The organism is Spirillospora sp. CA-128828 (assembly GCF_050945415.1).
Classification (GTDB): domain Bacteria; phylum Actinomycetota; class Actinomycetes; order Streptosporangiales; family Streptosporangiaceae; genus Spirillospora.
The window spans coordinates 5,584,009-5,608,776 of the sequence record NZ_CP191986.1 but is presented as its reverse complement, the minus strand read 5'-3'; the positions used below and the strand labels follow the sequence as shown (position 1 = coordinate 5,608,776).

General features: G+C 68.3%; 25 protein-coding genes and 2 pseudogenes. 13 read left to right on the top strand and 14 right to left on the bottom strand.

The annotated features are described in order from the left end of the window. Positions 1-525: 525 nt before the first annotated feature. A pseudogene (locus ACQPXG_RS27355) lies at positions 526-1,925 on the top strand (IS1380 family transposase). A 271-nt stretch (positions 1,926-2,196) separates the two neighbouring features. Here the strand turns inward: ACQPXG_RS27355 and ACQPXG_RS27350 are convergent. Continuing rightward, positions 2,197-2,694: a hypothetical protein gene (locus ACQPXG_RS27350; RefSeq protein WP_433461977.1), complete on the bottom strand. Its 498-nt coding sequence runs from the start codon at positions 2,692-2,694 to the stop codon at positions 2,197-2,199. Between the two features lie 1,155 nt (positions 2,695-3,849). On the opposite strand from ACQPXG_RS27350, the gene ACQPXG_RS27345 reads away from it, so the two are divergent. From ACQPXG_RS27345 to ACQPXG_RS27335, 3 genes are all read left to right on the top strand, one after another. Beyond that, the gene (locus tag ACQPXG_RS27345; RefSeq protein ID WP_433461976.1) at positions 3,850-4,236 is read left to right on the top strand and encodes a hypothetical protein; all 387 of its coding nucleotides are present in this window, start codon (positions 3,850-3,852) and stop codon (positions 4,234-4,236) included. A 467-nt stretch (positions 4,237-4,703) separates the two neighbouring features. Next, positions 4,704-5,192 (top strand): hypothetical protein, encoded by a 489-nt coding sequence (locus ACQPXG_RS27340; protein ID WP_433461975.1) that lies wholly within the window; start codon positions 4,704-4,706, stop codon positions 5,190-5,192. 390 nt (positions 5,193-5,582) lie between these two features. Then, a complete protein-coding gene (locus ACQPXG_RS27335) occupies positions 5,583-6,668 on the top strand; it encodes a hypothetical protein (RefSeq protein ID WP_433461974.1) in 1,086 nt (361 codons plus the stop codon). Positions 6,669-7,249: 581 nt separating this feature from the next. Here the strand turns inward: ACQPXG_RS27335 and ACQPXG_RS27330 are convergent. Further along, complete coding sequence (locus ACQPXG_RS27330) at positions 7,250-7,720, bottom strand: hypothetical protein (protein WP_433461973.1); 471 nt, start codon at positions 7,718-7,720, stop codon at positions 7,250-7,252. A 57-nt stretch (positions 7,721-7,777) separates the two neighbouring features. On the opposite strand from ACQPXG_RS27330, the gene ACQPXG_RS27325 reads away from it, so the two are divergent. Then, entirely contained in the window at positions 7,778-8,380 is a 603-nt protein-coding gene (locus tag ACQPXG_RS27325) for a TetR/AcrR family transcriptional regulator (RefSeq protein WP_433461972.1), read from the top strand. Positions 8,381-8,704: 324 nt separating this feature from the next. On the opposite strand, the gene ACQPXG_RS27320 is transcribed toward ACQPXG_RS27325, so the two are convergent. Both ACQPXG_RS27320 and ACQPXG_RS27315 read right to left on the bottom strand, forming a co-directional pair. Continuing rightward, on the bottom strand, positions 8,705-9,649 hold the full coding sequence (locus tag ACQPXG_RS27320) for an NADP-dependent oxidoreductase (RefSeq protein ID WP_433461971.1): 945 nt from the start codon (positions 9,647-9,649) through the stop codon (positions 8,705-8,707). 186 nt (positions 9,650-9,835) lie between these two features. Beyond that, positions 9,836-10,066, bottom strand: a pseudogene (locus tag ACQPXG_RS27315) (GNAT family N-acetyltransferase); the annotation flags it as partial. A 412-nt stretch (positions 10,067-10,478) separates the two neighbouring features. Here ACQPXG_RS27315 and ACQPXG_RS27310 point away from each other — a divergent pair. Then, the gene (locus ACQPXG_RS27310; RefSeq protein ID WP_433461970.1) at positions 10,479-10,904 is read left to right on the top strand and encodes a DUF1622 domain-containing protein; all 426 of its coding nucleotides are present in this window, start codon (positions 10,479-10,481) and stop codon (positions 10,902-10,904) included. 333 nt (positions 10,905-11,237) lie between these two features. Here ACQPXG_RS27310 and ACQPXG_RS27305 read toward each other — a convergent pair whose 3' ends face one another. Together ACQPXG_RS27305 and ACQPXG_RS27300 are read right to left on the bottom strand one after the other, a co-directional pair. After that, on the bottom strand, positions 11,238-11,522 hold the full coding sequence (locus ACQPXG_RS27305) for a hypothetical protein (RefSeq protein ID WP_433461969.1): 285 nt from the start codon (positions 11,520-11,522) through the stop codon (positions 11,238-11,240). 44 nt (positions 11,523-11,566) lie between these two features. After that, a complete protein-coding gene (locus tag ACQPXG_RS27300) occupies positions 11,567-11,881 on the bottom strand; it encodes a hypothetical protein (protein ID WP_433461968.1) in 315 nt (104 codons plus the stop codon). 517 nt (positions 11,882-12,398) lie between these two features. On the opposite strand from ACQPXG_RS27300, the gene msrA reads away from it, so the two are divergent. Further along, positions 12,399-12,908: a peptide-methionine (S)-S-oxide reductase MsrA gene (gene msrA / locus ACQPXG_RS27295; RefSeq protein WP_433461967.1), complete on the top strand. Its 510-nt coding sequence runs from the start codon at positions 12,399-12,401 to the stop codon at positions 12,906-12,908. A 195-nt stretch (positions 12,909-13,103) separates the two neighbouring features. Here msrA and ACQPXG_RS27290 read toward each other — a convergent pair whose 3' ends face one another. Then, positions 13,104-14,849, bottom strand: coding sequence for an ABC transporter ATP-binding protein (locus ACQPXG_RS27290; protein ID WP_433461966.1), 1,746 nt, complete (start codon positions 14,847-14,849; stop codon positions 13,104-13,106). Between the two features lie 1,019 nt (positions 14,850-15,868). Here ACQPXG_RS27290 and ACQPXG_RS27285 point away from each other — a divergent pair. Next, positions 15,869-16,267, top strand: coding sequence for a DUF6223 family protein (locus ACQPXG_RS27285; RefSeq protein WP_433461965.1), 399 nt, complete (start codon positions 15,869-15,871; stop codon positions 16,265-16,267). 31 nt (positions 16,268-16,298) lie between these two features. Here the strand turns inward: ACQPXG_RS27285 and ACQPXG_RS27280 are convergent, their stop codons facing one another. Genes ACQPXG_RS27280 through ACQPXG_RS27270 form a run of 3 tightly spaced genes read right to left on the bottom strand, consistent with a single transcriptional unit; the run spans position 16,299 to position 17,523 of the window. Then, positions 16,299-16,835: an IS3 family transposase gene (locus ACQPXG_RS27280; RefSeq protein ID WP_433461964.1), complete on the bottom strand. Its 537-nt coding sequence runs from the start codon at positions 16,833-16,835 to the stop codon at positions 16,299-16,301. After that, the gene (locus tag ACQPXG_RS27275; RefSeq protein WP_433461963.1) at positions 16,802-17,212 is read right to left on the bottom strand and encodes an IS3 family transposase; all 411 of its coding nucleotides are present in this window, start codon (positions 17,210-17,212) and stop codon (positions 16,802-16,804) included. Before ACQPXG_RS27275 ends, ACQPXG_RS27280 begins: the two co-directional genes overlap by 34 nt. Continuing rightward, positions 17,209-17,523 carry a transposase gene (locus ACQPXG_RS27270; protein WP_433461962.1) on the bottom strand — a complete coding sequence of 105 codons (315 nt, stop codon included), beginning with the start codon at positions 17,521-17,523 and terminating at the stop codon, positions 17,209-17,211. The genes ACQPXG_RS27275 and ACQPXG_RS27270 overlap by 4 nt, the downstream gene beginning before the upstream one ends. Positions 17,524-17,751: 228 nt before the next feature. On the opposite strand from ACQPXG_RS27270, the gene ACQPXG_RS27265 reads away from it, so the two are divergent. Further along, positions 17,752-17,886, top strand: coding sequence for a hypothetical protein (locus tag ACQPXG_RS27265; protein WP_433461961.1), 135 nt, complete (start codon positions 17,752-17,754; stop codon positions 17,884-17,886). Next, complete coding sequence (locus tag ACQPXG_RS27260; protein ID WP_433461960.1) at positions 17,883-18,113, top strand: hypothetical protein; 231 nt, start codon at positions 17,883-17,885, stop codon at positions 18,111-18,113. The genes ACQPXG_RS27265 and ACQPXG_RS27260 overlap by 4 nt, the downstream gene beginning before the upstream one ends. Before the next feature lie 614 nt (positions 18,114-18,727). Here the strand turns inward: ACQPXG_RS27260 and ACQPXG_RS27255 are convergent. Further along, the gene (locus tag ACQPXG_RS27255) at positions 18,728-19,588 is read right to left on the bottom strand and encodes an aldo/keto reductase (RefSeq protein WP_433461959.1); all 861 of its coding nucleotides are present in this window, start codon (positions 19,586-19,588) and stop codon (positions 18,728-18,730) included. 99 nt (positions 19,589-19,687) lie between these two features. Here ACQPXG_RS27255 and ACQPXG_RS27250 point away from each other — a divergent pair, with 99 nt between their 5' ends. Next, on the top strand, positions 19,688-19,831 hold the full coding sequence (locus ACQPXG_RS27250; RefSeq protein ID WP_433461958.1) for a hypothetical protein: 144 nt from the start codon (positions 19,688-19,690) through the stop codon (positions 19,829-19,831). Positions 19,832-19,900: 69 nt separating this feature from the next. Here ACQPXG_RS27250 and ACQPXG_RS27245 read toward each other — a convergent pair whose 3' ends face one another. Then, complete coding sequence (locus ACQPXG_RS27245; protein WP_433461957.1) at positions 19,901-20,260, bottom strand: ABC transporter permease subunit; 360 nt, start codon at positions 20,258-20,260, stop codon at positions 19,901-19,903. A gap of 56 nt (positions 20,261-20,316) precedes the next feature. Here ACQPXG_RS27245 and ACQPXG_RS27240 point away from each other — a divergent pair, with 56 nt between their 5' ends. After that, positions 20,317-20,889 carry a TetR/AcrR family transcriptional regulator C-terminal domain-containing protein gene (locus ACQPXG_RS27240; RefSeq protein WP_433461956.1) on the top strand — a complete coding sequence of 191 codons (573 nt, stop codon included), beginning with the start codon at positions 20,317-20,319 and terminating at the stop codon, positions 20,887-20,889. An 87-nt stretch (positions 20,890-20,976) separates the two neighbouring features. On the opposite strand, the gene ACQPXG_RS27235 is transcribed toward ACQPXG_RS27240, so the two are convergent. Both ACQPXG_RS27235 and ACQPXG_RS27230 read right to left on the bottom strand, forming a co-directional pair. Further along, the gene (locus tag ACQPXG_RS27235; protein WP_433461955.1) at positions 20,977-22,041 is read right to left on the bottom strand and encodes a tartrate dehydrogenase; all 1,065 of its coding nucleotides are present in this window, start codon (positions 22,039-22,041) and stop codon (positions 20,977-20,979) included. Positions 22,042-22,110: 69 nt separating this feature from the next. Continuing rightward, the gene (locus ACQPXG_RS27230; RefSeq protein ID WP_433461954.1) at positions 22,111-23,013 is read right to left on the bottom strand and encodes a LysR family transcriptional regulator; all 903 of its coding nucleotides are present in this window, start codon (positions 23,011-23,013) and stop codon (positions 22,111-22,113) included. A 188-nt stretch (positions 23,014-23,201) separates the two neighbouring features. Between ACQPXG_RS27230 and ACQPXG_RS27225 the strand changes: the two genes are divergently transcribed. After that, complete coding sequence (locus tag ACQPXG_RS27225) at positions 23,202-24,650, top strand: GntP family permease (protein WP_433461953.1); 1,449 nt, start codon at positions 23,202-23,204, stop codon at positions 24,648-24,650. Positions 24,651-24,768: the final 118 nt, after the last annotated feature.

Below are 24,768 nucleotides of genomic sequence, written 5' to 3'. Positions count from 1 at the left end.
GACGGCGATGCCGTCCGAGATCGTGTGGACGGGGTGCGGCCAGGACGGCCTGCTCCAGCCACCTGCGAAGCGCCGCCTCACCGGCCTCGCGCACCGCGATGGCGTCCTGGCGTACGCGTCCAGCCACGTGCTGCTGCGCGGAGTGCTGGCGAGCGGCGCAACCGCCGTGGCGTCCGCGCCGAGCCGTGGATGTCGACTCGCGGCCCGCAGTTCCATGTCGCTGGACCGGGGCGTCTCGACAACTCGTCTGTCTCACCCAGCAGCGCTTGCGTCTCGGCGACTGCCATGACCTTGGCGACCGGACGTCCTGGAGCGCGCACGGGGCCGAACGCCATCCGTAAGGGCGGGCGCACGCGCCGGGTCCCTGGAGGCGGCCGACAGGCCTTTGTCGAAGCCGCGGGTGTCTGCCGGCAGGGCCTGCTCTAGCCTCGCGCTTTCGCCTGGGGCGGGCGGGGACTGACCGTTGACATGAGAAAAGTGCCTCTGGCCTGGAAGGATCGAGATTGCGAAGTCACGATTCAGTCCATGCCGGAAGGCACTTTTCACGTGAACACTACAGGCCAGAAGCCCAAGATCGTTGTTTCATCTGATGGAGCGGGGATCGTCTGTCAGGCCGGTGGCCTGTTGCTGATGGAGACGCTGCGGGTCAGCGGGCTGGGCCGCGGCCTGGCCGGGGCGTTGGCGGGATGGCGGCGGCCTCGTTCGGTTCACGATCCAGCGAAGATCGTGACGGATCTGGCGGTGACACTGGCGTTGGGCGGGGACTGCCTGGCCGACGTGGCGGTGCTGCGGAACTCGCCGGAGCTGTTCGGGCCGGTGGCATCGATCCGAGCGTGTCTCGGCTGGTCACCGCGCTGGCCGGGGCGGGCCCCAAGGCGTTGCGGTCGATCCGCAAAGCACGCGCGGTGGCGCGTGAGCGGGTGTGGGCCCTGGCCGGTGAGCACGCTCCGGGCGCCGGCGGGCGCCTGATCCCGGTCGACCTGGACGCGACCGTCGTGATCGCGCACTCGGAGAAGGAACATGCCGCCCCGACGTGGAAACGCACCTTCGGGCACCATCCGATGACCGCGTTCATCGACCACGGTGAAGGCGCGGGCGGCGAGGCCGCCGTGCTGCTGCTGCGGCCGGGCAACGCCGGGTCCAACACCGCCGCCGATCACATCACCGCGGGTCGGCTCGCCCTCAACCAGATCCCCGCCCACCTGCACAAGCAAGTGCTGATCCGGACCGATTCGGGCGGCGGCACCCACGGGTTCCTGGACTGGATCGCCGCCCGCCGGCTGAAGTACTCCATCGGGTTCAACCTGACCGACGACATCTGCGCCGCGATCCTCGCGCTGCCCGAGAGCATCTGGGAGGTCGCCTACGACGCCGACCGGCAACCACGGGACGGTGCGTGGGTCGCCGAACTCACCGCAATGCTCGACCTGTCGCCCTGGCCCAAGGGCATGCGCGTCATCGTCCGCCGTGAACGCCCGCACCCCGGTGCGCAGCTGCGGTTCACCGATATCGACGGGCACCGATTCACCTGTTTCGTCACCGGCACCCGGCCCGGCGGCGGCCGTGGCCAACTCGCTGACCTGGAACTACGCCACCGCCGCCGGGCCCGCTGCGAAGACCGCATCCGGTGCGCCAAGGACACCGGCCTGCGCAACCTGCCGCTCCACGGCGCCGCCCAGAACCAGATCTGGCTTGAACTCGTCGCCCTGGCATGCGAGCTGACCGCCTGGACCCAGATGCTCACCTTCGCCGATCACCCGGCCCGCCGCTGGGAACCCAAACGGCTACGCCTGCGCGTGTTCTCGGTGGCCGGACGCCTGGTCAAAGGCGGCAGACGCCTCCGACTCCGCCTGGCCCACCACTGGCGGTGGGCCGACCTGATCGCCACCGCGATCACCCGCCTGCAGATGCTCCCGGCGCCCTGACCAGCCAGAACCGTCCCGTCAACCCCAGGAAGGAGACCAGCCGGGCCCGTGGAACCCCGCCCACCCGACGCGACAGTCGGGCCCAACGGCTGACCCACCACTCAAAACAAGGAGCCGGTCGGGACACCGAGCACCCCAACAAGCCTCACGAAAGATCGAGGCTAGTACGTCCCGTCTGAAGAGGCCCTGCCGCTCAGCCGGCTACCCGAAGCGACAATCCGCGGAGATCGACCATTCGGGTGCGCTCCGCAGCGGCGGCCGCCAGCGGAGATCATGACCGTCGAAGGGTCACCCATGCTTTGCCGGCAACGAATCCGAGTCGGCGGCGCTTGATCCTCTCTTGGCCGTGGAACCCGGCACCGGAAGGGCGCAATGTGGTGATGCGTCCGGCGAGAAACAGTTGGAGTTCGCCGCCCGGCCCCACAGTCCACTTTCCGCTCCATGGGGGCTCATCGCTGGACGGGTCCCATTCGGTGATGTCCCCGTCAGCTTTTAGGACGAGTGTGAAGTGGCGCCCGGTCTCGGTCACCTTCTGCCACTGTCCGATGATGTCGATGTCGCGGAGAGTCCCCGCCGTGGCTGCGTCCGCGCCTCGACCGGCGGTCGGGTGGGCGGTGCGATCTGGCGCGAGCCACACGGCGACGGAGATGCTCACCACGCCGGCCAAAGCCGATACCGCGGCCAGTAGCTTGTCGGCCTGCTCCCACTTCATCGCGAAGGAGAGCACGAGGACTCCGATGGCCACAGCGATCGTCGTGGCCACCAGCACGCGCCGAATCCTCACGGGGACCATTCTTCCCTACCTGCGGTCGGCCGTGCTGGCACTTCCAGCAGCCGGAACCTTTGGACCGTGATTACAGCTCGCGCAGAGAATGACCGGGAACGACAGCGAAGCGCGGGAAACGACACCAATCTACGGAGCCTATAGTCAGGCTGAAGCCCACCGGGTTCGGCGAAGTGGCGTGCCCCTGGCTTCCAGGCTTGAGTGCCCTGCGTCCGACGGCCGCTCTGTCGGCCGGCTGTGTACATGGCGGTCACGGGGACGGCGTGGGGTGATCGGTGACCCGAAGTTGCTGGCCGGCCGTCGGCATGGGAACTGCTCCATCCGGGTCGAGTTGCCGGTCGGCTCGGACGACCGTCGTCGGCGGATTCCCCGTGGCGGCTTCACCACGCGGAACGCGGCCGAAGAGGACCGGCGCAGTACGCGCCGAACACCGCCAACGGGATCGTGACCCTTCCCAGCCATTCGGATAAGGGCATCCGGTTCCGGCGACGGGGACATCCTGATCGAGCCCGACGTTGGGTCCCTGCATGAGGTCGGCGCCCGGCTCTGGCTCGCAGCGCGCGCTGCTGGCCACGGCGCTACTCATAGTTGCCAGTGGCGGCCGGGAGAGCGGGAGCAGCATGCTCCCGGGCGGGAACTACCCATGGCCGGGTAGTCCGGGCCGGGGGTGGGAACGTGTCAAGGTCGTCCCGATCCGCCCTCGACCTGCACATATCCGAGATGCCGCAGGTCAGCAGTGGTCATTGACGCTCGTTGACGCCCGTTCAGGACGGTTCAGAACCTTGCGTGCTCCCGTTGCTCCCCGCTCCGGTCGGGAGCAGCGGGAGCAGGCGCGGGGGAGCGATGGTGTGCGCCTCTCGAAGGTGGTCGGCGTTCGGGGCAGGAGATGGAAGAGGCTGTTCGGCAGGCGAGATCGGATAACCGTACTGCGTGGTCGGAGTACATTCGGTGCTGATTGCTGGCAATGTTGGTCCAGGCCACCCGACGCATCCGCCATTTCCACCTTGATCGTGCTTGACGACGACGGCCGAATACTGGCTCTGGCATACACTTCCGTGATCGGATAATCGGTAGGTTATCACCGCCATCAACGAATGGCTCCGGGTCCTGTCCACGGCCCGGCTCGGGCACAATGTGTACATGACCACGGTTGTTCGCCTCGAAACCGCCGTCGACCTCGACGAACCGGCGGGCAATGACCCGCGCCGGGTGTCGGCGGCGGCCACGCTCTCGGCCGTCCTCGACGACGGTCGCCGGATAGCGCTGCTCAACGACCGGGGTTGGGACACAACCGGAAAGTGGGAGACGACCACGGTCGACGAGATCGAGAACACCGCTCTCACCGTGGTCGGCCCGGACGAGCCGTTCGACGGCCAGACCCGTGAGGAAGAGGCGGCGGCGCATTGGAGGCACCTGGCCGCCGTTCTGAGGGAGCGCGGCGTGGCGGCGGGTCCGGACACGCTGCGGACGCTCCCGCATGCCGTCGTTCTCAGCGACCGCCTGCGCAACCGTGTCAGAAGAGCCTGACCGGCCGAGTGGCCGTCCCGGTCCCGTACTCGACGGACTCATCCATCCCGACCGGATGCGGGGCCGAATCATCGCGGAACCGTCAGTGCAGATGGGCTCTCCTCGGCAAATCGGCCTTGTTCCAGGCTGGTGACACCTTTTACTAACGGCACCGGTCAACGCTCGGCCGGAGCCAACGACAATCAACCGCCGCGCGGTCCAAGGTGCCGATGTGCGGATCGAGGTCCAGCGAACTGAGTCAGCATGGGTTCAGGCCAGGACGTGCTGAGGCCGTCAGGCCGCCGACGCGCGCGTGTCGTTGAACTGTCAGCGCTCCTTTGAGTCTTATCTGTGATCGTCGGCCACAGGAATGATCGGCGACGGTTTTGCTGCGAGTTTGTAAACAAACTCGGGCAGGTCGCTCATCGGAGGTTGGAACAGCACGGTTCCGGAGCGGGGGAAATCTGCTGCCGTGTTGCAAGGAGGACATGATGCGACTGAGGAGCGCAGTGGCGGCCGCCGGGGTGGTCGGTGCGGCCACCGTGGGTCTCGCGGTGCCCGCGATGGCGGATCCGCCGGGTGAGGTGACCGTGAGTCCGAACTCGGTGCGTCAGGGGGAGACGGGGCCGGTCACCGTCAACGTCCCCTCGGCGTGCCAAGGTCAACAGGTGACGCTGAGCTCGACCGCGTTCAGCGCCCCTGCGAGCTTTATTGGAGGGGCCATGCCGAATCCAGTGCCCATCAAGAGCACCGCCACCGTGGGGGAGCATCGCATCGAGGGGCTCTGCGATGACGTGGACCGCCCCACCAAGTTCCACGGCCACGTGACGATCATTCCGAAGGGTGGGGCGAAGACTGGTATCGGTGGTGTGTCCGGTGGCACGAGCCTGCCGCTCATGGGCGCCGGTGCGGCCCTGGTCCTGGGAGCCGGAAGCGCGATGGTGATCCAGCGCAGAAGGGGCGACGCGCAGGACTGAGGTCTGATGGCGGCCGCCGTTCGGGGGGACCCGGGGTTTCCGGGCCCCCCGCCGGGCGGTTCAGGACGGGAGTGCGCCGCTTCGGGCCACCAGTCCAGGCACGTGCTCATGGCATGGTGCGATCAGGGTCGTCGCGGCCGGAGAAGCCCTGCTCGCCCCGCGCATCACCCGGCGACTCATCGCCCAGTCCACCGCCCAGACCGGATCGGTCGCCCCCCAACCGCCCTGAGGGACTAGTCGTGCGGCATCGCCGGCCGACCGTGCTTCGTACCCGTGCCGCATGCGCCACTCATTACGGCTGTCCACATTAGGACACGAAGGGCAAGCAAACCGGAACCGCGAGCGCTCCGTCACCTCATAAAGGTCTCCAGAAGATCGGAAGGCGGGGCGATGAGGCTTCGAGGAACGGTAGCGGTCACGGCGGCGGCGAGCATTGCGATGGCCGGGACGGCGGCCGCGACGGCGGCGCCGCAGAAGTGGAGCGTCACCGCGCAGACGGGCCTGCCCGGCAACGAGAACCTGAGCGATGTGGCCGTCACCGGAGCCAGGAGCGGCTGGGCCGTCGGCGGATCCTGGGATGCCGCCACCGACAAGCCGCTGGTGTACCGCTGGGACGGCACTGGCTGGCACCTGGCCCCCGTCCCCGCGCAGGTGGACGTGGGTCTGAGTCGCGTGGCCGGCTCCTCCGAGGCCAACATCTGGGCGTTCGGCCTGCAGATCCGGTCCGATCGCGCGCTCAAGGCGTTCCGATGGAACGGGGCCTCGTGGCAGGCCTCGGTGGTCGAGAACGGCGACGTCACGCTCTGGGACGCCGATGTCCTCTCGCCCTCCAACGTCTGGCTGGCGGTCAACGGTGAAGCCGCCGCGCAGCCGCTGCGGCATTGGGACGGCAGGCAGTGGCGCAGCGTCGCCGCGCCGGCCGACCGGGTGTACTCGATGCACTTCACCTCCGCCAAGAGCGGCTGGGCCGTCGGCACCACCGTGGACGGCCTTCCGCGCATGCTGCGCTGGAACGGCTCGGCCTGGAAGGCCGCCGCGCTGCCGCAGATCCCCGTGCCCGCGGGCGCGAGTGCCACCCTCAATGACGTGATGGCTCTGTCGGTGAACAACGTGTGGGCTGTGGGCACCGTCAGCTGGCTGGAGGGGGACGACGAGCAGTTCCGTCCGGTGGTCCTGCACTGGAACGGTTCGGCATGGCGCAGGGTCGCAACGCCGGACTACCGGTTCGACTTGTCGAACCTGGCACCCGACGGTTCCGGCGGGTTCTGGGTGAAGGGCGGCGTTGAAACGCTGGTGAACTACCGCGCCGGCACGTGGACCGCCGTTCCGCGTCCCACCGTCCCGGAGACCGACGGGGTCTTCGGCCGCATGGCCAACGTGCCCGGCACCTCGACCATGCTCGGCGTCGGCTCGGTAAGCCCCTGGAGCGCGCCTGAGGACGACCGCGACGACGGCATCTTCTTCACCGCCCGCTGATCCGGCCCCCGGCGGCACGGCGACGGGCGGCCTCGGCGGACCGGACTGCGCCATGTGACGCGGCCGGCACACGGTGCGTTCCGCAAAGCGCGGTGCCCGTGGCCGGTGACCGCCACCCTGGCCGCCGTCGACCCATCGTGAGTTGCCCCCACAGTTCCCGCTTGAGGACGAACTGCGGATCGTGTTGTCGGTCCTGACCGGCGCCGCGGTGGAAGTCGACATCCGCCGCGCCGGTCGGACACGCGCTCTGGGGGTTACGTGTCCGGACGTGTCCGGACGATAGGGCCGGGGGAGGGCGGGCGCCGGGGCGGAGACGGCATGGACGCGTGGGTGCCGGGGGCGGCCGGGTGGGTTTGATGGTCCCGTCGTCGACGCGGCCGGGCCGCCGCCGGTTCGAGGTCGTCGTACCCGCGGCAGGCGATGATCGCCTGCACGTACCGCATGTCACCGGCGGGGCGTCTCGGCCAGCGGCGCATTGATCGTGGTGTGCGAGATCTCGCCGTGCGGCCCGGTACGCGACCACATGCTGAGCTGGCGCGAACAGTTCCCACCCGCCACGGCCAGGAACTCCTCGCGGGTGCTCAGGAGGTTGAGGGGCGGGGGTGGAAGAGGCGGAGGCAGGAGAAGCGTGCGCGGTCGTGGATGGGGTCGTGGGTGGGCTGGCGGGGGACACGCAGGGGATCCATGTGGATGCCCGTCGCGGCATGGAGGCGGCGGCGGTGGTGGTCGTGGACCTCGGCTAGGGCGGGATGGGCGATGTGAGCGTTCAGGAGGATCTGGGCTCCCGGCATGCGCTCGGCTGTGTCCTGCCAGAGGTCGACGAGGGCCGCGCGCAGGTCGGCCGGTTGCTCTTCCAGGAGTTCGTCCAGCCACGTGTCGAAGGTGCGGTACCAGCGGAGCTGGACCTCCACCAGGAAGCCGTCGAAGCCACCGAATTCGGCGACGACCTCGGGGTGCAGGGCCTGCGGGATCGTCGGACGGCGGGTGCGGGCGATCTCTTCCAGGACCGCGTGGACGAGCCGGTGGCGCCGGTGCGCCTGGTTCCACGACATTGTGAACACCTACCTCACGTCTGAAACATGCACTGCGTATGTTAGTACACTCAGCGTATGTCATCTGTCAGAAGCAGGCGCGAGCGCTACTCGGAGGAGACCAAGACCGCTCTACTGGACGCGGCCACCCGGCGTTTCGCTGAGCACGGCTTTGCGGGGACGGCGCTGGAGGACGTCGCCGCCGACATCCAGGCGACCCGGGGCGCGGTGTACCACCACTTCGCGAGCAAGACCGCGCTGTTCCAGGCCGTATTCGAACGCCTCGAGGCCGAAATGATCCGGCGGGTGACCGAGGCGATTGCGGGCGCGAACGACCCGTGGCGGGCGGCGCTGGTGGCGCAGGAGTCGTTCCTCGACCAGTGCTGCGACCCGGTCTACGGGCGGCTCGTCTGGCAGGAGGCGCCCATCGCGCTCGGCTGGCAGCGCTGGAAGGAGTGCGAGGAGAAATTCGCCTACGGCCTGATCGAGCAACTGGCCGTGGCGCTCATGGACGCCGGCGAGATCCCCCAGTTGCCCGTCGAGCCGATGGCGCGGGTCACCTTCAACATCCTCGGCGCCGCCGGGATGGCCCTCGCCGAGGCGGCCGAGGCCGACAAGCCCCGGGTCAAGGACGAGTACTCGGCGGTGATCGGCCGCCTCCTGGCAGGTCTGCGCCTTTAGACGGTCGCCCTGATCAACCGCACGGTCCGGCTGTTCGAGCAGACCGCCGAACCGAAGGCAAAGCACCGGTTTCGGTTCCAATGTTCCTCAACCGTCATACCGTGCTCGCCGTGTCCCGGTCGCGCTCCAACGGCGCTGTTTCGTTGCCCGAGTCGGCGGAGCCGGTTCGGCCCGCTCGCCCTCGGTGCTGGTCCGGCGGGCCAGCGCGAGGCCGGGCACCGCGACACGCCCCTTCCAAGGGGTGCCCGTGGAGATGATGCGCGGTTCTCCGAGGTCCGCCGCTACGACGCCCTGTACCGGCCTCACAAGGGTGTCCCTGAGTCCTCACCGACGAATGCGGATGATCGTCTTTCCATTGATCCGCTCGGTCGTGTTGAAGGCGGCGACAGCCTCGTCGAGGGTCGCGACTTGGCCGATGTTCGTTCGTAGCCGTCCGTCCCTCACCCGCCGGGCGATCTCACCCAGTTGGGCGCGATCGGATACGACAACGAAGTCGACCGCCAGACCGTCGGCCGGCCGCGCTTCGGGCGGACCGGCGACGGTCACCAGTGTTCCGCCGGCTCGAACCAGACCAGCGGACCGCTTTCCGATGTCGCCGCCGAAGACATCGAACACCAGATTCACTCTGCCGACGTCTTCCAGCGCGTCGTTCTCAAGGTCGACGAACTCCTTCGCACCGAAGTCGAGTGCCGTCTGACGGTGGGCGGCGCGTCCGGTGCCGATGACGTGGGCGCCGGCCTCACGTGCGAGTTGTGTCGCCATCGAACCGACTGCGCCGGCCGCACCGTGCACAAGGACGCTCTGGCCGGCCCGGAGGTGGCCGTGCTCGAACAGACCTTGCCACGCGGTCAGGCCCGTCATGGCGACGCTCGCGCCCACTGTGAAGTCGACGTCGCCTGGCAGCGGCGCGAGGTTGCGTGCCTCGACGACGACATACTCCGCCAGCGTGCCGTCGCGGGTCCAGTCCGTGAGTCCGAACACCCGTTGTCCCACGGACAGCCCTGTTGCTCCGTAGCTGAGGGCGGTGACCACGCCGGCCACCTCGTGGCCGGGGATCGACGGCGTCCGGTCACGGCCGAGGCGATCGATCCAGGTCGAGGGCCACTCCAGCTCATTCCCGGTGAATCCCGAGGCATGAACTTCAACGACGACATCGCCGTAGTTGGCGCCCTCAAGACTGGCGAGCCGTGCCGCGTCCGGCTCGGGCCGCTCCGCCAGCATCATCCCAGCCGTTCCCGCCGCCTGGTCCGTCACCACAATCGCTTTCATATGAATTCCTCTTCGTAACAGTCATCGCCGACCCCGTTACCACGTAATGGGGGGATGATCGTCTTGCCCTTATAGCCCTAAGGCGGCGACGACATCGTCGAGGGCCGCGACGGTGCAGATGTCCGTCCGCAGCCGACCATCCCGGACTCGCCGGACCGGCTCGAACCACGTCTGAACGCCGGACGGCTACGTCATGTCGTGCTCGAACGCGGTGAGCCGCTCGTTGCGGCCCCCGCGGTCTGTGCTGGGGTACCCGCTCTCGCGGATCTCACCCGACACGCGAGCGACGAGTTCTGTCGCCACCCGATGGTTGCGGTAGGCGTGGTCGACCCAGGTCGAGAGCAGCACGACACAGCCGCCCACGAACCGATACGTGAGCCCGCCGATCAGGTCAGCGCCGAGGGTGGCGACCCATCGGCCGTGCTCCGTACTCGGGGTTGTTCTCGATGAAGGTGCGCTCTATCAGCCACATGATGGTGACCGTCTTGCCTTGCGCGCGAACATCGTTCGATCAGCTCGGTAGCGATGTCCTGTTTTTGCGGAACTCGAGGAACACACCGAGGTGGCCCGCAACGAATCGGTCTCCGCCGGCGACGCCGTAGATGCCGACTCTCTTTACGGTCACCTTCTCCGACGTCGCCGAGCAGACCGCGACCGTCACGCTGACCTGCCGCGGTGTCGTAACGCGGCAGGCCCCGCCGACCTGAGCTCCACACGCCCGAAAGCCCGGATGACATCAGGATGCCGGACCTCAGCGACAGATCGGCGAACACACCGCGGATCCACTGGTGCTCCAGGAGGCGCCGGAAGGGGGCGTACGCTCCCGGGCATGGGCTGGGATCTTCTGCCGGAATCAACCTTGCGCGAGGTCGTTGACCTGGCTGTGCGACTGGTGGAGTTCGGGGGTGCTCTGATCATCTTCACCGGAGCAGCTTGGACGTTCGTGCGTTTCATCGCGTATGGCGTGGTTCGGCTGCACCGCCCGGGAGCGCCTGAGCGAGCCGGCTATGGCTTCAACCGGATCCGGCTGACCCTGGGCCTCTTTCTCGCGCTCGGTCTCGAATTCCAACTTGCTGGGGACATCCTGCGCACCGCAATCGCCCCGTCCTTCACCGAGATCGGCCAGTTGGCCGCGATCGCCGCTATCCGCACCGCGCTCAATTACATTCTCGGCAGGGAAATCGAACAGGAGCGCTGGGAGGTCGAGCGGCTCTCCACCGGCGACAGTTCCTCTCCTCCGGCCACTGCACCGTGAATGCGCTGCTGGGGCAGGCTGCCCTTCTCGTTACCGCGTTTGGGCTGATCAGCGCAGCCTGTGTCGGCGTCCGGATCCGACGTATGCGGCCCACCGTGGCGGTGCTTATGGACTTCCTTCTGGCTTCCGGCCTCATCCGCCTGGCGCGCCGGCCGTCGTGGACATCCCTTGCCATGGCCTCGGCCATAGTTGCCGTGCGGCTGCTGATCAACGCTGGTCTGCGGGCGCGGCCTGAGCGGCGACCGGGGCGTGAGCACGCGGCCTAACGCTCCCTCAGCCACGCCTCGCGCTCGCTGACATTTCCCGGCTGTGGCCCTGACCCCGCTTACCTAGTCAGCCCTCTCCGAGGGGCGGGTAGTGCTCGTCGTCGGGATCAGGCGGCTTGCTGTGCTCGATCGAGATGAAGTCAGCGCACTCGGACCCGTCCGCCTCATCCACAAAGATCCGCATGAACACGTGCGCGTGGGCGTCGAACCGCAGTTCCCACACCTCGGGCTCGCTGCTGTACTGCTGCTTCCACCAGCGGTTCCCGCACCAGCGGCCGTCGTGGAGCGTCTCGAGCAGTTCCTCCATCCGCTCTTTATGGATCTGCGACGCGGTGACCGCCCATTCCGCCACGACCTCATCCGTCCTCGTGGTCGGTCGTAGCGGCCGCCCCATGGCTACTCCTTGAGTCGCCTCGCCATGTCCGCGAAGCTCACCCCGGCGGGCTTGCTGGGCGCTCCGCGAGTCTCCCGAATAGCCGCTCGAAGCCCCGTCGTTGACTCCAGACGAACCATCCCGTCAACACTTTCTGCAAGCCGCACCAAACCGTCAACATCTTTCGTCCGGCCATACGCGGACACCGCAACCATCAATGACCGGAATACGCCCCGCTGCTCCTCCGCAGTCAGGTCGTCCCACACTCCCATGGCCTGCGCAATCATCGGCTCGTCAGCAGAAGGCACCTCGGGACGCGAATACTCGACAGCCACCACGATCTCCCTTCCACGACACCCTGCTGAACGCTCAACCTAGAACGTGGCTCTGATCCGCCGCAGACGTCCTCTGCGACACGCCGAACGGCTGACCAGATCGGGCCCCTGTCCGCCGGGCGGTGAACCACCGGGCCTTCCGACACGTCCCGTCAACCGGTCTTCCGCCGGACGGGCGCCACCTCGCCGAGCAGGTCCTCGGCCACCTCCCGGCCGACCTGCCCCGCGCGAGGCGGGCCCCAACCGCCACCTCAAGGCGCTAGACCACCACGACGAAGGCATCCTCATCGCCGTCGAGCGACCGGGCGATCCGCTCCGCATCTACCGGACCGGATGTCATGAGCCTGCTGGCTGTGGATCGCCGCCTACATCCGGCTATTGCCAACCGACGGTGCAAAGCGTTCAGTACCGGTCAGCGCCCTACTCCTACACAGCGGCGGACCGCCGGCCGTCGGATGGAATAACGCTGATGCGACGCCCGCTGTAATCACCGACGAAGGACACGAGGGGGACAAAGAACATGGCAACCGAGACGGCACTGCTCGCAGGCGGCTGTTTCTGGGGAATGGAAGAGCTGTTCCGACGGCAGCCCGGAGTGGTCTCCACGCGGGTCGGCTACAGCGGCGGCGACGTGCCCAACGCCACCTACCGCAACCACGGGTCCCACGCCGAGACCATCGAGGTCGTCTACAACCCCGACCAGACCGACTTCCGGGCGCTGCTGGAGTTCTTCTTCCAGATCCACGACCCTACGACCGTGAACCGGCAGGGCAACGACATCGGCACGAGCTACCGCTCCGCGATCTTCTACACCTCGGACGAGCAGCGGAAAATCGCCGAGGACACCATCGCCGACGTCGACGCCTCCGGCCTGTGGCCGGGCAAGGTCGTCACCGAGGTGACCGCCGCCGGCGATTTCTGGGAAGCCGAGCCCGAACACCAGGACTACCTGCAGAAGTATCCGAACGGCTACACATGCCACTTCCCCCGCCCCGGCTGGAGGCTGCCCAAGCGGACCGCCGGAGCCTGACGCTGCGGGACGGCGCAGACGTCAGTCTGCGCCGTTCTCGGCGATGCGCTGGGCGACCTCCTTCGCCAGGAAGGACCAAGCCGAAGCGACTGGGACGGCTGCCGACCACGCGTCCCGTCCGCGTGCTCGTTCTCACGGTCTCCTTCGGCCCCTGAAACGCTGGGGCAGGGGCGGTGCGGGCACGGAGAACGTCCGTCATCTGTTCTGACCTCCGTACAGCGTCTGCGGGATCTTGTGCGGGACGGTGAGGCGGGTCGGGTCGGTGCCGAGCAGCACCGTCCGGTCCGCTTCCGGGGCAAGGTGCAGGTCGTGGGTGATGAGGATGGTGGTGCGGCCGGCCATGAGGCGGCGCAGCGGGTCCAGGACGCGGCGGGCGGTGTCGGCGTCCAGGCCGGTGGTGGGTTCGTCGAGGATGAGAACCGGGGCGTTGCGGAGCATGGCGCGGGCGATGGCGAGGCGCTGGCGCTGGCCGCCGGAGAGCAGCCGTCCCTTCTCCCCGACGCGGGTGTGGTAGCCCTCGGGCAGTGCGGTGATGAAGTCGTGGGCGTCGGCGGCCACGGCCGCGGCGACGATGTCCGCTTCGGCGGCGCCGGACCGGCCGTACGCGATGTTCTCGTGGATGGTGCCGGGGAAGAGCATCGTCTCCTGCTGGAGGAGGGTCACGTTGTAGCGGAGCGTACGGAGCGAGAGTTCGCGGATGTCGACGCCGTCCAGCAGGATCCGGCCCGCGGTGGGGTCGTAAAAGCGCAGCATAAGGCGGGCGATTGTCGACTTGCCCGCGCCGCTCGGGCCGGTGACCAGGAGAAGCTCGCCCGGGCCGACTGAGAAGGAGAGGTGCTCGATGGCGGGGCGGCGGGCGTTCTCGTAGCCGAACGAGACGTCCGAGAAGTCGATCCGGCCGCGGCTCTGCACTCGTACCCGGACCGCCCGGCCGTCCGCGACGGCGGGCTGGGCGCGCAGCACCTCCAGTACCCGGTCCGAGCTGGCCGAGGCCTCCGCGACGGACAGGCCGAACTGCCCGAGGCTCTGTACGGGCGGGTAGAGGTAGGCCAGGTAAGCGGCGAAGGACAGCAGACCGCCCAGCGTGATGCGGCCGCCGGTGAGCTCCCAGGCGCCCATGCCCAGCACGACGAGCACGCACAGCGTCTCGACGATCGAGGTCAGCGGCTCGTACATCGCCGACAGCCGAGCCTCGGCCATCTTCGCCCGCAGCCAGGTGCGTCCTTCCTGGTGCAGCCGGCGTTCCTGGGTGCGCTGCCGGTTGTACGCCTGGACCAGCGCCTGGTTGGAGATGCTCTCCTCGACCAGCGCGGTCATCACGCCGTTGCTGCGCCGTTCGTCGTCGGCCACGGTCTTGAAGCGGGCCGAGAACGTCTTCGACACGAGCAGGAAGAGGGGGACCAGCGCGCACGCGACGAGCGCCAGGTCCCAGCGGACCACCACGGCGGCGGCCATGAAGAAGACAATCGTGATCACCGAGGTGAGGGCGCGGACCAGGCCGGAGGCGACCAGCTCCTCGATCGACTCGATGTCGTCGGTGAGGCGGGCGATGAGGTCGCCGAGCGGCCGCCTGTTGAAGAACTCCGGCGACAGGCCCTGCAGGTGGGCGAAGACCCGGTCGCGCAGCCGGAGCAGGAAGCGCTCCCCGGCCAGCGCCAGCGCGTAATCCCCGCCGAACGTCGCCACCCCGGTCACCAGGGCCAGCGCCAGCCAGGCCGCGGCGGGCGTCCAGAAGGCGCTCAGGTCCTTGGCGGCCAGCACATTGTCGGTGATATAGCCGAACAGCCAGATCGCGCCCACCTCACAGAGCGCCGCCGCGATGATGAGCACACCGCCGGCCACCAGCAGCCGCCGGTCGCCTTTGGTCTCCGGCCAGTACACCCGGAGTGTCTTTCGGACGGAACTGGTGGAAAAGGGCGCGTACGTTTCGGTTTCGGTCACCGGATGCTCCTCGGTCTGATAACCAGCAGAACACGAGAAGAGCCGATCGGGTCGTAGGCGGGGCCCGACCGGCTCTCCTCGCTATTTCGCCGGTTACTTACCGGGCCGCCGGGCCGGCCGCTTGGGACGGCAGTGCTTCTTCGGCTTGGGAGCGTGCTTCTTCTTCGGCGGAACCGGAGCAATCTTACGGAAACCCATTTGGTATCCCCTTCCCTGCTTGAGCGCCGCTTTTCGGAGCTCGCAAGAAAGAACCTAGCGGGCCGATTCCTTGAAACCGCTGAGACGGATCTGAAACAAGAGGAAGACGAAACTAAGAGAGATGAGAGAGTCATGATGGAACTTAACCCAGATCTCATGAACCTTGTCGGCCGCCCGCCAGACATCCGATCGCCGTGCTGTGTTGTCCGGAGCACGATGAGGATTCGATGAGACCCACGCAGTGGAAGGCCGCCCAAGGGGTGCCGTCAGGGGCCGAAATGTGACCCCCATCACGAAGAGCCGGTTGCCGAAGCCTTCCCGGACGGACCCGCTCATCAGCGACCGGTCCGGATCGTTGACGGCGGCGCCTCAGAGCAGCGGCAGCCCGGGCCAGCAGGTCGCACGAGAAATGAGTGCAACGGAGGGCTCGCCAAGTCACGTCCGCCGACCTGGGAGAAGTCTTTTGACAGAGAGAGCGACGTCGAGTGGCAACGAACCTGTGTCTGAGCTGCGGCGATGAAGGTCCCGAGGTGCCCTGCTCAAAGTGTTGATCAACTGCTGCGGCGAGGCGGCTACCTCGTTAGTCCGTGACATCGGCCGGGACACGGATCCGCCCTTTGCCCATGTACGCGCCATAACCGGATGTCGCTGCGGGCGGCTCCGGCTCGTGGACGAGCGTCGGCTACCGCATCCGCGGTACATGCGCGGCGCCTGCGGCATCGGCGGCAGTTCCAAGTGTCTGCGCCTGCGGGACGACCGGCGGCGGGTCCACCCGACATGCTCAAGCCCTGGCCAAATCGCCGGAGGAGAAGGAGTACCTCATGTCAGTCGGATTCACGCTCGCCCTACCGGCGGCCACGCACGTCTTGGCTCAGTCGACCGACGTCGATGCCTACAGCCTGACCGCCGCGCGACTCTGGGCCACCTCGGCCGCGCTGCTGGGGCTGGTCGGCGCGGCCATTGGCGGGCTGGCGCTGGCCCGTTCCGTCCGGAGTATCGGCAACGGTGGAAGGAAGGGGGCCAACCTGGCCCTGGTGTCCGGGCTGATCACCGTGGTCGCGGGCGCGCTGAATCTGGCCGTCGCCGACGGTGGTCCCGGCACCGGCAACGGAGTCGTTGGTGGTGCCTTGGCCCTGCTGCTGGGGCTGACCGCCATGATCCTCGGCGGCCTGGTCCTGGCCCGCTCACGCCGCATTGGCCTACCGGCAGACCACACGTGAGTGTCAATCCCCTCAAAGCGTGGAGACGGTGTTATGCCACTTCGGCCCTGAGCTGGGCCGTTGATGCTCTGCGGGTTTCTGCCATCTGACGCTCGAACGTGATCGGGGCGAGCCCGTCGTTGGCGCTGTGCCTGCGGCTGGTGTTGTAGAAGTCGGCGATCCAGGTCGCGACCTTGATGCGGGCCTCGGCGCGGGTGGTGAAGCGGTGCCGGTGGACGAACTCGACCTTCAGAGTGCTGTTGAACGCCTCGGCGGCGGCGTTGTCCAGCGCGCAGCCGACCCGGCCCATCGACTGCACCACGCCCAGGGCGCGGCAGGCCGCGGCCGTGCGGGCCGCGGTGTACTCCGATCCGCGGTCGGTATGGAAGATCACCCCGTCCACGTCACCGCCTCTGGTCGCGGCCGCCATCTGCAGCGACGCCACCGCCAGGGCCGCATCGTGGTGCTCGCTCATGGCGTGGCCGAGCATCCGGCGCGAGAACAGGTCCTCGACCGTGGCCAGATACAGCGGTCCCTCGTCGGTGTCGATCTGCGTCACGTCCCCGCACCACAGCAGATCCGGCGCCACGGCGGTGAAGCTGCGGCGCACCAGGTCGGGCGCGCGGCCGGCCGACGTCCCGGCCGGGTCAACGACCGCCGCCGCCCCGGCGGACGCCCGGCCAGACCGAGCTCGGCCATCCGCACGGCAACGGTGTTGACCGAGACCCTCCAGCCCTCCTCCCGCAGATCATCGGTGATCCGCGGGCTGCCGTAGGTGCCGCCCGAGGCGGTGAACAGCCGCTTGATCGCCTCGTCCAGCCGGGCCCGCCGCTGCTCGCGCGCGGTCGGGGCGCGGTTGATGTGCTTGTAGAACCAGGACTGCGAGACCTCAAGGGCCCGGCAGGCGATCGCGTGCGGGATGCCGTGCTCGGTCCTGCAGGACGCGATGAACTCCGCGACGATCACCGGTTCATCGAGTCCTTCACCCACAGGACCACTGATCGCTTGAGCACCTCACGCTCCATCTCAAGCTCAGCGCGTTCCTTGGCCCACTCGGCCTTCTGCCGGCGCAGCCGAGCCAGCTCCTCACGCTCGGACCCGCGCAACGCCTCGCCCGCGGCCTCCCGCTCACGGTCGACCTTCATCCAGTTGTGCAGCGTGTAGGGGTTGATCCCCAGATCCCGCGCGACCTGCGCGACGGGCTTGCCGGTCTCCTTGACGATCCGCACCGCTCCCTCACGGAACTCCGGATCGAACCGGCGTCTCTTGTCTCCCACGACCCAACCATCTCTCTGGTTCAGGTCTCCACGCTACGAGGGGAGGCACATGAGGGCCGTCAGGCGGGCACACCTCTCGCGGATTGCATTCGGTGGGAGCACATGCTCACCGAGCAGAACGTCGCAGCCGGTGAGCACCTGCGACGGCTCCCCATGAGCCAACGTGGGACCTGGTACTACCCGGCGCGGATGTCTGGGCCGTCGGCCCCGCTGCGAAGACCGCATCCGGTGCGCCAAAGACAAGGGCTGCGCGACCTGCTGCTGCGCGGCTTCGCCCCCGACCAGATCTGGCTCGAGCTGGTCGCACCGGCGGTGTGGGCGTTGGCCGACGGCATGGCCAGATACCCCAGGACGGTGGGATGAGCGCCGTCGGCCATGAACGGCGAGAACAGGTCTGGACGCAGCTGGGCAATGGTTCGGCAAGGTCGGCCAAGGTGTGGATCGCCGCCGATCTACGAGTCGGGCTGCGGCTGGTGCAGAAATGGCGGCGGGCCTGGCGCGGAGGCGGGGCCGAGGCACTGTGGTCCAAGGGTTCGCATCGGCGGCCGCGGCTGGACGATGCCGCCTTCGCGCGGTCGGGGCCGAGATGAACCGCGGTCCGGCCGCGCAGGGCTATGCCGGTGACCAGCGGTGGACGCTGGGCCGGTAGCCGCGCTGGTCCGCCGGCCGTTCGGGATCGACTGCACCTTGCCTGGGGTGTCGCTGCTGCTGCGCCTGGGCGGCTGGTCGGTGTAGGTGGCCGGACGCCGCGCGGTCGAACGCGACGATCACGCCCGTGCAGGCGTGGAAGAGCAGGTGTGGCCGCAAATAGAACCACCGCAGCGGATCTCAGCGCCTGGATCTGTTCCCTCGATGAGACCCGTCACGGGCTCAGGCTGCCAAATAGAACGCTCCTGGAGCCGGCCGGGGACACTGCCCACAGGTGAGATGCACGGAGGTGAACACGGCGCCCGCATCTGGGTCGCCGGGATGGTCTGTGATCGCCCGGTGCGTGGTCCCGGCTGATCTACCGGCTGCACCATTACCGCCGCCGCAAAGGCGAACGCGCCGCCTTCACCCTGACCGAGTACAAGAGCATGCTGCAGGGCGCCCACCAGCAGCTGCCCGGCGGGAAGATCGTGCCAGTCTGGGACAATCTGGACACCCACCACTCGGCGTTCATCGACGTCCACACCGACTGGCTCACGGTGTTCTACCTGCCGGCCTACGCTCCCGAACAGCGGGCCAGTTCGTCGGGTGTGAGCTCCAGTTCGGCCGCCTGTACCGAGTCGCGGATGGTCTCGGGACGGGACGAACCGGGGATGGGGATCACCACCGGTGCCTTGGCGAGCATCCAGGCCAGGCACACCTGCTGCGGGCTCACCTCGCGCGCCTTGGCGATCTCGGCGAACGGGGCGAACCGGGAGCCGAGGTCACCGGCCTGGGCGATTCCGCCGAGCGGGCTCCACGGCAGGAACGCGATGCCCATCTCCGCGCACAGCTCCAGCTCCGGCTCGCTGGAACGGAAGGCGGGCGAGAACTGGTTCTGCACGCTCACCAGCCGGCCGCCGAGGATCTCGTCGGCCTGCTTGATCTGTTCCGGGTCGGCGTTCGAGATGCCGGCAAACCTGATCTTGCCCTCGTCCAGCAGGTCGCGGATCGCGCCGATGGAGTCGGCGTAGGGGACCTTGGGGTCTGGACGGTGGAACTGGTAAAGGCCGATGGCGTCGACGCCCAGCCGCTTGAGCGAGGCTTCGCAGGCCCGCTTGAGGTATTCGGGCGAGCCGTTCAGCGTCCACGAGCCGTCCCCTGGACGAAGGTGCCCGCCCTTGGTCGCCACCAGCACGCCTGAGGTGTCTCCCCCATGACTGGACAGGGCCCGCGCGATCAGGGTCTCGTTGTGGCCCACCTCCGCCGCGTCCCGGTGGTAGGCGTCCGCAGTGTCGATCAACGTCAGCCCGGCGTCCAGTGCGGCATGGACGGTGGCGACCGACCGCTCCTCGTCCGGCCTGCCCTCGATGGACATCGGCATGCCCCCGAGACCGATTGCGCTGACCTGCGTGTCGCCGATACGGCGCGTGCGCATGTACTTCCTCCTCATGAAAGACGGTCCGTACCATCCTGCGGACACACTATTAGCTGTCCAACAGAAGACTCCGATCGCATGCTTCGCCCGCGGTGATGAATGATCGCGGCCACGGACGCCGCGAAAGACGCGGTCGCCGCCGTGCAGGGGCTCCCGCGCGGCGACCTGGTCAACGGCTTGGTGGTCATGTTGGATGTCCCGCCCTGGAAGCCGCCCCCCGGCCGCCGGGCCGAGGTCACTTGAAGGCGCCCGCGGTGAGCCCGGCGACGATGCGCCGCTGGAACACCAACACGGTGAGCATCAAGGGGACGGTCACGATCGCCCCGGCTGCCATGATCGCCGTGTAGGGGACCTGGTGCGGCTGGGAGCCGGCGAAGTTGGCGATCGCCACGGTGACCGGCGCGCGACGTCCGGGTTCCCGTTGGAGAGCAGGCCGGCCAGCAGGTACTCGTCCCACGCCGACAGGAAGACCATGATCGCGGTGGTGAAGAGACCGGGGGCGGCCAGCGGGACCAGGACCCGGAGGAACGCCTGGCTCGGGGAGGCACCGTCCGCTTGCGCGGCCTTCTCCAGTTCCCAGGGCATCGCGGCGAAGAAGCTGGTGAGGACCCAGATCGTCAGCGGCAGGGCGAAGGCCCGCCCCCGCGAGCCGCTGCTCTCGCGAGACGGCATCGTCGACGCGGCGCTGGAAACTCGCGAGCGAGACCGGCGGGTTCACCGTGCCGGAGTTGGCGAGACGACTCGGCGTCCGGCCGTCCTCGCTGTACAACCACGTGAACGGGCGGGCCGAGATCATCGAGCTGATCCGCCGGCGGCTGCACGAGGAGATGGCGGTCCGGGTGGACGTGTCCCGCGACTGGGCGGACGTCGTCCGGAACGTCGCCGCCGCACAGCGCGAGGTGCTGGCCAGGCACTCGTGGGTCATCATGCTGCTGGCGACGTCGCCCGCGGGCCTGGACTCGGCGATCACCACCGTCGAGAACCTCGCCGCCATTCTTTCCCGGGCCGGATTCACCGACCGGGATGTCGTGCACGTGATCGCGGTGATCGACATCGTGACGATCGGCGCGAGCCTGGACCTCGTCTCGCCCGAGGTGATCTACCCGGCCGAGGCCCTCGCCCAGGCGACGACGCTGGCGCGCGTCATGCGCAGCCGCCCGCCTGGGACGTCCCGCGCCGATGACGCCTTCGACTTCACCATGGAACTGGTCATCGAGGCGATGCGCGCCCGGCTACACCGCATCCCCGGCGCGGCCTCCTCCCCGCAGGAGGGGAGTGCAGAGCACGAGGCCCGCCAATAGACGTCTTTGTCCACCACGTGATCGACGCTGGAACATTTGCGGCTGCGCGGGACCGAAGTCGACCACGCCCGACCGCTGCGAAGGTGTTCAGTGACGCGTGAGGGTGTGCAGGATCAGGTTGGTGAACTCCTTGGTGGTGGCGCTGCCGCCCAGGTCTGGGGTGCGGACTTGGGTGGTGGCGAGCGCGGTGGCGAACGCGTCGAAGATTTCGATGGCCGCTTCGGGGTGTCCCAGGTGGTCGAGCATCATGGAGGCGCACCAGATGGCGCCCAGGGGGTTGGCGATGCCTTGGCTCGCGATGTCGGGGGCGGAGCCGTGGACGGGTTCGAACATCGAGGGGTGGTCGCGCTCGGGGTTGAGGTTGGCGGCAGGGGCGATGCCGATGCTGCCCGCCACGGCTGCGGCGAGGTCGCTGAGAATATCGCCGAAGAGGTTGGACCCGACGATGACGTCGAAGCGCGAGGGGTCCAGGACGATCTTGGCGACGAGGGCGTCGATGTGCTCTTGGCGCCATGCCACATCTGGGAATCGGTTACCTGTCTCCTCAACCAGCTCGTCCCAGAACGGCATGGTGTGCACGATGCCGTTGGATTTGGTCGCGGAGACCACCTCGCCCTGTCTGGTGCGGGCCATCTCAAACGCATAGTCCAGGATCCGTTCGGTGCCCTGCCGGGTGAAAACCGCTTCCTGGACGGCCATTTCGGTGGGGAACCCACGATTCAGGCGGCCGCCGATCTCGGAGTACTCGCCTTCGACGTTCTCCCGGACCACGACGAAGTCGACGCCGGTGGTCGCCTTCGTGACGGGGCTTGGGACGCCGTTGAGGACTTTGATCGGACGCAGGTTCACGTACTGCTGGAACTGTCGGCGGATCGGGATCAGCAGCCCCCACAGCGACACATGGTCGGGCACGGTCGGCCACCCGACGGCTCCGAGCAGGATGGCGTCGTGGTGGCGGATGAGTCCGAGGCCGTCCTCGGGCATCATCGCGCCCTCGGTGAGGTACCGCTGGCAGGACCAGTCGAAGGTGTCGTAGGCGAAGGCGAGTCCGTGGCGGCGGCCGACGGCGTCCAGGACCGCGCAGGCGGGTGGCAGCACTTCGGTGCCGATGCCGTCTCCGGGGATGAGCGCGATGCGGTGGCGTGTGGTCATGGAACCAGTGCAGCGCCGAGCCGGCCGTCATGTCCAAGACGCGCTGACAGTCCGATCGATAGCCGCGGCCTATCGGTTCTCGGTGTCGCCGGGTGCGGAGGGGGCTTGGGTCAGGGCCACGAAGGCGGCCGCCGCGGGCGTGAGGCGGTGCCGCTGCCACACCAGTGCCACCTCAAGCCGATCTTCGATGTCCAGCCGGCGGACCCGCAGCCCCACGGCGTCGGCAAGCCCGGTCCAGGCATCGGCGACGACCGCGACCCCGACGCCGCTGAGCACCAGTGGCAGGAGGCCCTCGCGATGCTCGATCTCGACGACGATGCGGCAGTCGGTCGCGGCGGCAATGGCGTCGGCGACCCGCCGCATGCCGGTCCCCGGCTGACCGGCCACCAGGCGGAGGCCCGCGAGTTCGCCGATGGTCAGCGCGTCGTCGCCGGGCGGCAGGGCGTCATCGCGGGCGACCAGGACGAACGACTGGGACTCGATGGGCAGCCGGTCCAGGTCGGTCATGGCCTCGTTGTGGCCGGCGGTCGCGACCAGGCCGATCTCTGCGACGCCCCGACGCAGGGTGTCGCGTACATCGTCGGGCCGGGCGGCCGCCGCGACGGCGACGTTCACCCCGGGGTAGCGGCGGGAGAATTCGGCGAGCAGGGCGGTCAGCGGGCTGACGACCTGCGAGGGCATCGAGGCGATCCGCAGCCGGCCCCCGCGCAGTCCCTCGACGGCGGCGACCGTTTCCCGGGCGACATCCAGGGAGCGGACGACCTCACGTGCGGGTTCCACCAGGGCGGCTCCCGACGGGCTCAGGACCAGGCCGCGGGACTGCCGCAGGAACAGCTTGGCGCCGATCTCGGACTCAAGGCGGCGGATCGACTGGGTGATCGAGGGCTGCGCCACGAACAGGTGCTCGGCCGCGCGGTGGACGCCGCCGTGGTCCACCACGGCCAGAAAGTAGCGCAGTTGCCGAACGTCCATGTCCACACCGCCCTGAGCACCGGTTGATGGGCCGAAGAAGCCTCCGGCCGGTCGATCGATAGGCGGACCCTATCGTTCGGCCTGCAAATCGGTCTTGGACACGCCCGGGGGGACTGTCGCCACCATGTGGTCTGCGTCTCATCGGTCTGCGCTGGTGAGCGTGAGCACCTCACAGAAGGGAGCCACGGGTGCCAGATCACACCTTGCTGCTCATCAACACAGCCATCGCCATCGCGGGCATCGTCCTGGCCATCACCTGGCTGAAGTTCCCACCGGTCTTCGCGTTGCTGTTCGGCACCCTCTATCTCGGTCTCACCGCACGCGTGGGAGTCGGCGGCACGCCCGACGCCATCGCCGACGGGTTCGCCGACGTCATGGGCGACATCGGCATCCTGGTCACCTTCGGCGTCATCCTCGGCGCCCTGCTGACAGTCACCGACACAATGCAGCGGCTGGTCGAGGCGATGCTGAGGATCTTCGGGGACCGCAGCATCCCGTACGTGTTCGCGGCCACCCTCAGCTCCCTGTTCACCTCCATCTACTCCGACGTCCTGCTCGTCCTGTCCGCGCCACTGGCCCGGCGGCTCGCACCGAAGATGGGACCCAAGGGCCGCGCCCTGATGGGCGGCGCCCTCACCGCCGGCATCGAGGTGGGCCTGGTCTTCGTGGCGCCCGGCGTCGCCGCGGTCGCCATCGCCGGCATCCTGGACGTGCCGCTGGGGCAGATGTTCCTCCTCGGCCTCGCCATCGGCCTGCCCACGGCCCTGCTCACCATGCTGACCTTCGCGGCCATTCTGCGCGTCACCGGATGGAACCCCGAACTCGACGAGATCGAAGACCTGACAGGCGACGAACAGCCGGCGCCCGGGACGGCCACCGCCACTCACAACCCCGAACCACCGTCACCGGCCGCCGACGGCCCCGGCAGCGTCGCCACGGCCGACAAGACCGACACCACAACGACGAAGACCCCTCTACCGCCCGGCCCGCGTGAGCTTCCACTGTTCCTCTCAGTGACACCCGTCCTGCTCACACTGGTCCTCATCGCAGGCGGCGCCCTGGCCAAGACCATGTCCGCGGACCCCGCGGCTCTGAAATTCCTCTCCGACCCGATCGTCGCCATATTCCTTGGCGCCGGATTGGCCTACGCCCTGGCCAGCCGGATCCGCACCCGGCAGGAGATCGGCGACGCCATCGGGTCCGCACTGACCCAATGCGGACCCATTCTCGTCCTCAGCGGCATCAGCGGCTCCCTCGGATGCGTCATCGAAAGATCCGGCATGGCCGACGTCCTGGGCGATGCCTTCTCCGCCGGGCTTCTTCCACCACTGCTGCTGGTGTGGCTCGTGGCGGCCGTCCTCCACATGGCGCTCGGCTCCATCTCCGTCGCCGGTATCACCGCGGCGGGCATTCTGGCTCCCATCGCCGCGAACCTCGATGCCCCGATCGTGCTCGTCGCAATGGCCGCAGGATCGGGGGCGCTGTTCCTGCCTCACGTAAGCAGCAACTTCTTCTGGATGTTCCAGTCGCTCCTCGGCCTGTCCACCCGCGGCACCGTAAAGACCCACACCATCCCGATGACCCTGGCCTCAGTCATCTCGCTGCCCATCATCCTTCTGGCCTCCCTGTTCGCCTGAATAACCCCGCCGAACAGCACGGTGAAGCGCCGCGTCCTTGAGACTCTCAGCCGCTCTTGGAGGTCAGGTGGGCGCGTTTGTCTGCAAGCAGCAAATCCTCGACGTTCAGGATGAAGAT

What these genes read in the sequence shown, in the direction of transcription:
- ACQPXG_RS27325 (WP_433461972.1), top strand. Translation starts at nt 7,778, where the DNA reads ATGTCATCTGTCAGAAGCAGGCGCGAGCGCTACTCGGAGGAGACCAAG.
- ACQPXG_RS27340 (WP_433461975.1), top strand. Translation starts at nt 4,704, where the DNA reads ATGATGCGACTGAGGAGCGCAGTGGCGGCCGCCGGGGTGGTCGGTGCG.
- ACQPXG_RS27330 (WP_433461973.1), bottom strand. Translation starts at nt 7,720, where the DNA reads ATGTCGTGGAACCAGGCGCACCGGCGCCACCGGCTCGTCCACGCGGTC.
- ACQPXG_RS27310 (WP_433461970.1), top strand. Translation starts at nt 10,479, where the DNA reads ATGGGCTGGGATCTTCTGCCGGAATCAACCTTGCGCGAGGTCGTTGAC.
- ACQPXG_RS27230 (WP_433461954.1), bottom strand. Translation starts at nt 23,013, where the DNA reads ATGGACGTTCGGCAACTGCGCTACTTTCTGGCCGTGGTGGACCACGGC.
- ACQPXG_RS27335 (WP_433461974.1), top strand. Translation starts at nt 5,583, where the DNA reads ATGAGGCTTCGAGGAACGGTAGCGGTCACGGCGGCGGCGAGCATTGCG.
- ACQPXG_RS27250 (WP_433461958.1), top strand. Translation starts at nt 19,688, where the DNA reads ATGATCGCGGCCACGGACGCCGCGAAAGACGCGGTCGCCGCCGTGCAG.
- ACQPXG_RS27260 (WP_433461960.1), top strand. Translation starts at nt 17,883, where the DNA reads ATGAGCGCCGTCGGCCATGAACGGCGAGAACAGGTCTGGACGCAGCTG.
- ACQPXG_RS27345 (WP_433461976.1), top strand. Translation starts at nt 3,850, where the DNA reads ATGACCACGGTTGTTCGCCTCGAAACCGCCGTCGACCTCGACGAACCG.
- ACQPXG_RS27320 (WP_433461971.1), bottom strand. Translation starts at nt 9,649, where the DNA reads ATGAAAGCGATTGTGGTGACGGACCAGGCGGCGGGAACGGCTGGGATG.
- ACQPXG_RS27285 (WP_433461965.1), top strand. Translation starts at nt 15,869, where the DNA reads ATGTCAGTCGGATTCACGCTCGCCCTACCGGCGGCCACGCACGTCTTG.
- ACQPXG_RS27255 (WP_433461959.1), bottom strand. Translation starts at nt 19,588, where the DNA reads ATGCGCACGCGCCGTATCGGCGACACGCAGGTCAGCGCAATCGGTCTC.
- ACQPXG_RS27245 (WP_433461957.1), bottom strand. Translation starts at nt 20,260, where the DNA reads ATGCCGTCTCGCGAGAGCAGCGGCTCGCGGGGGCGGGCCTTCGCCCTG.
- msrA (WP_433461967.1), top strand. Translation starts at nt 12,399, where the DNA reads ATGGCAACCGAGACGGCACTGCTCGCAGGCGGCTGTTTCTGGGGAATG.
- ACQPXG_RS27235 (WP_433461955.1), bottom strand. Translation starts at nt 22,041, where the DNA reads ATGACCACACGCCACCGCATCGCGCTCATCCCCGGAGACGGCATCGGC.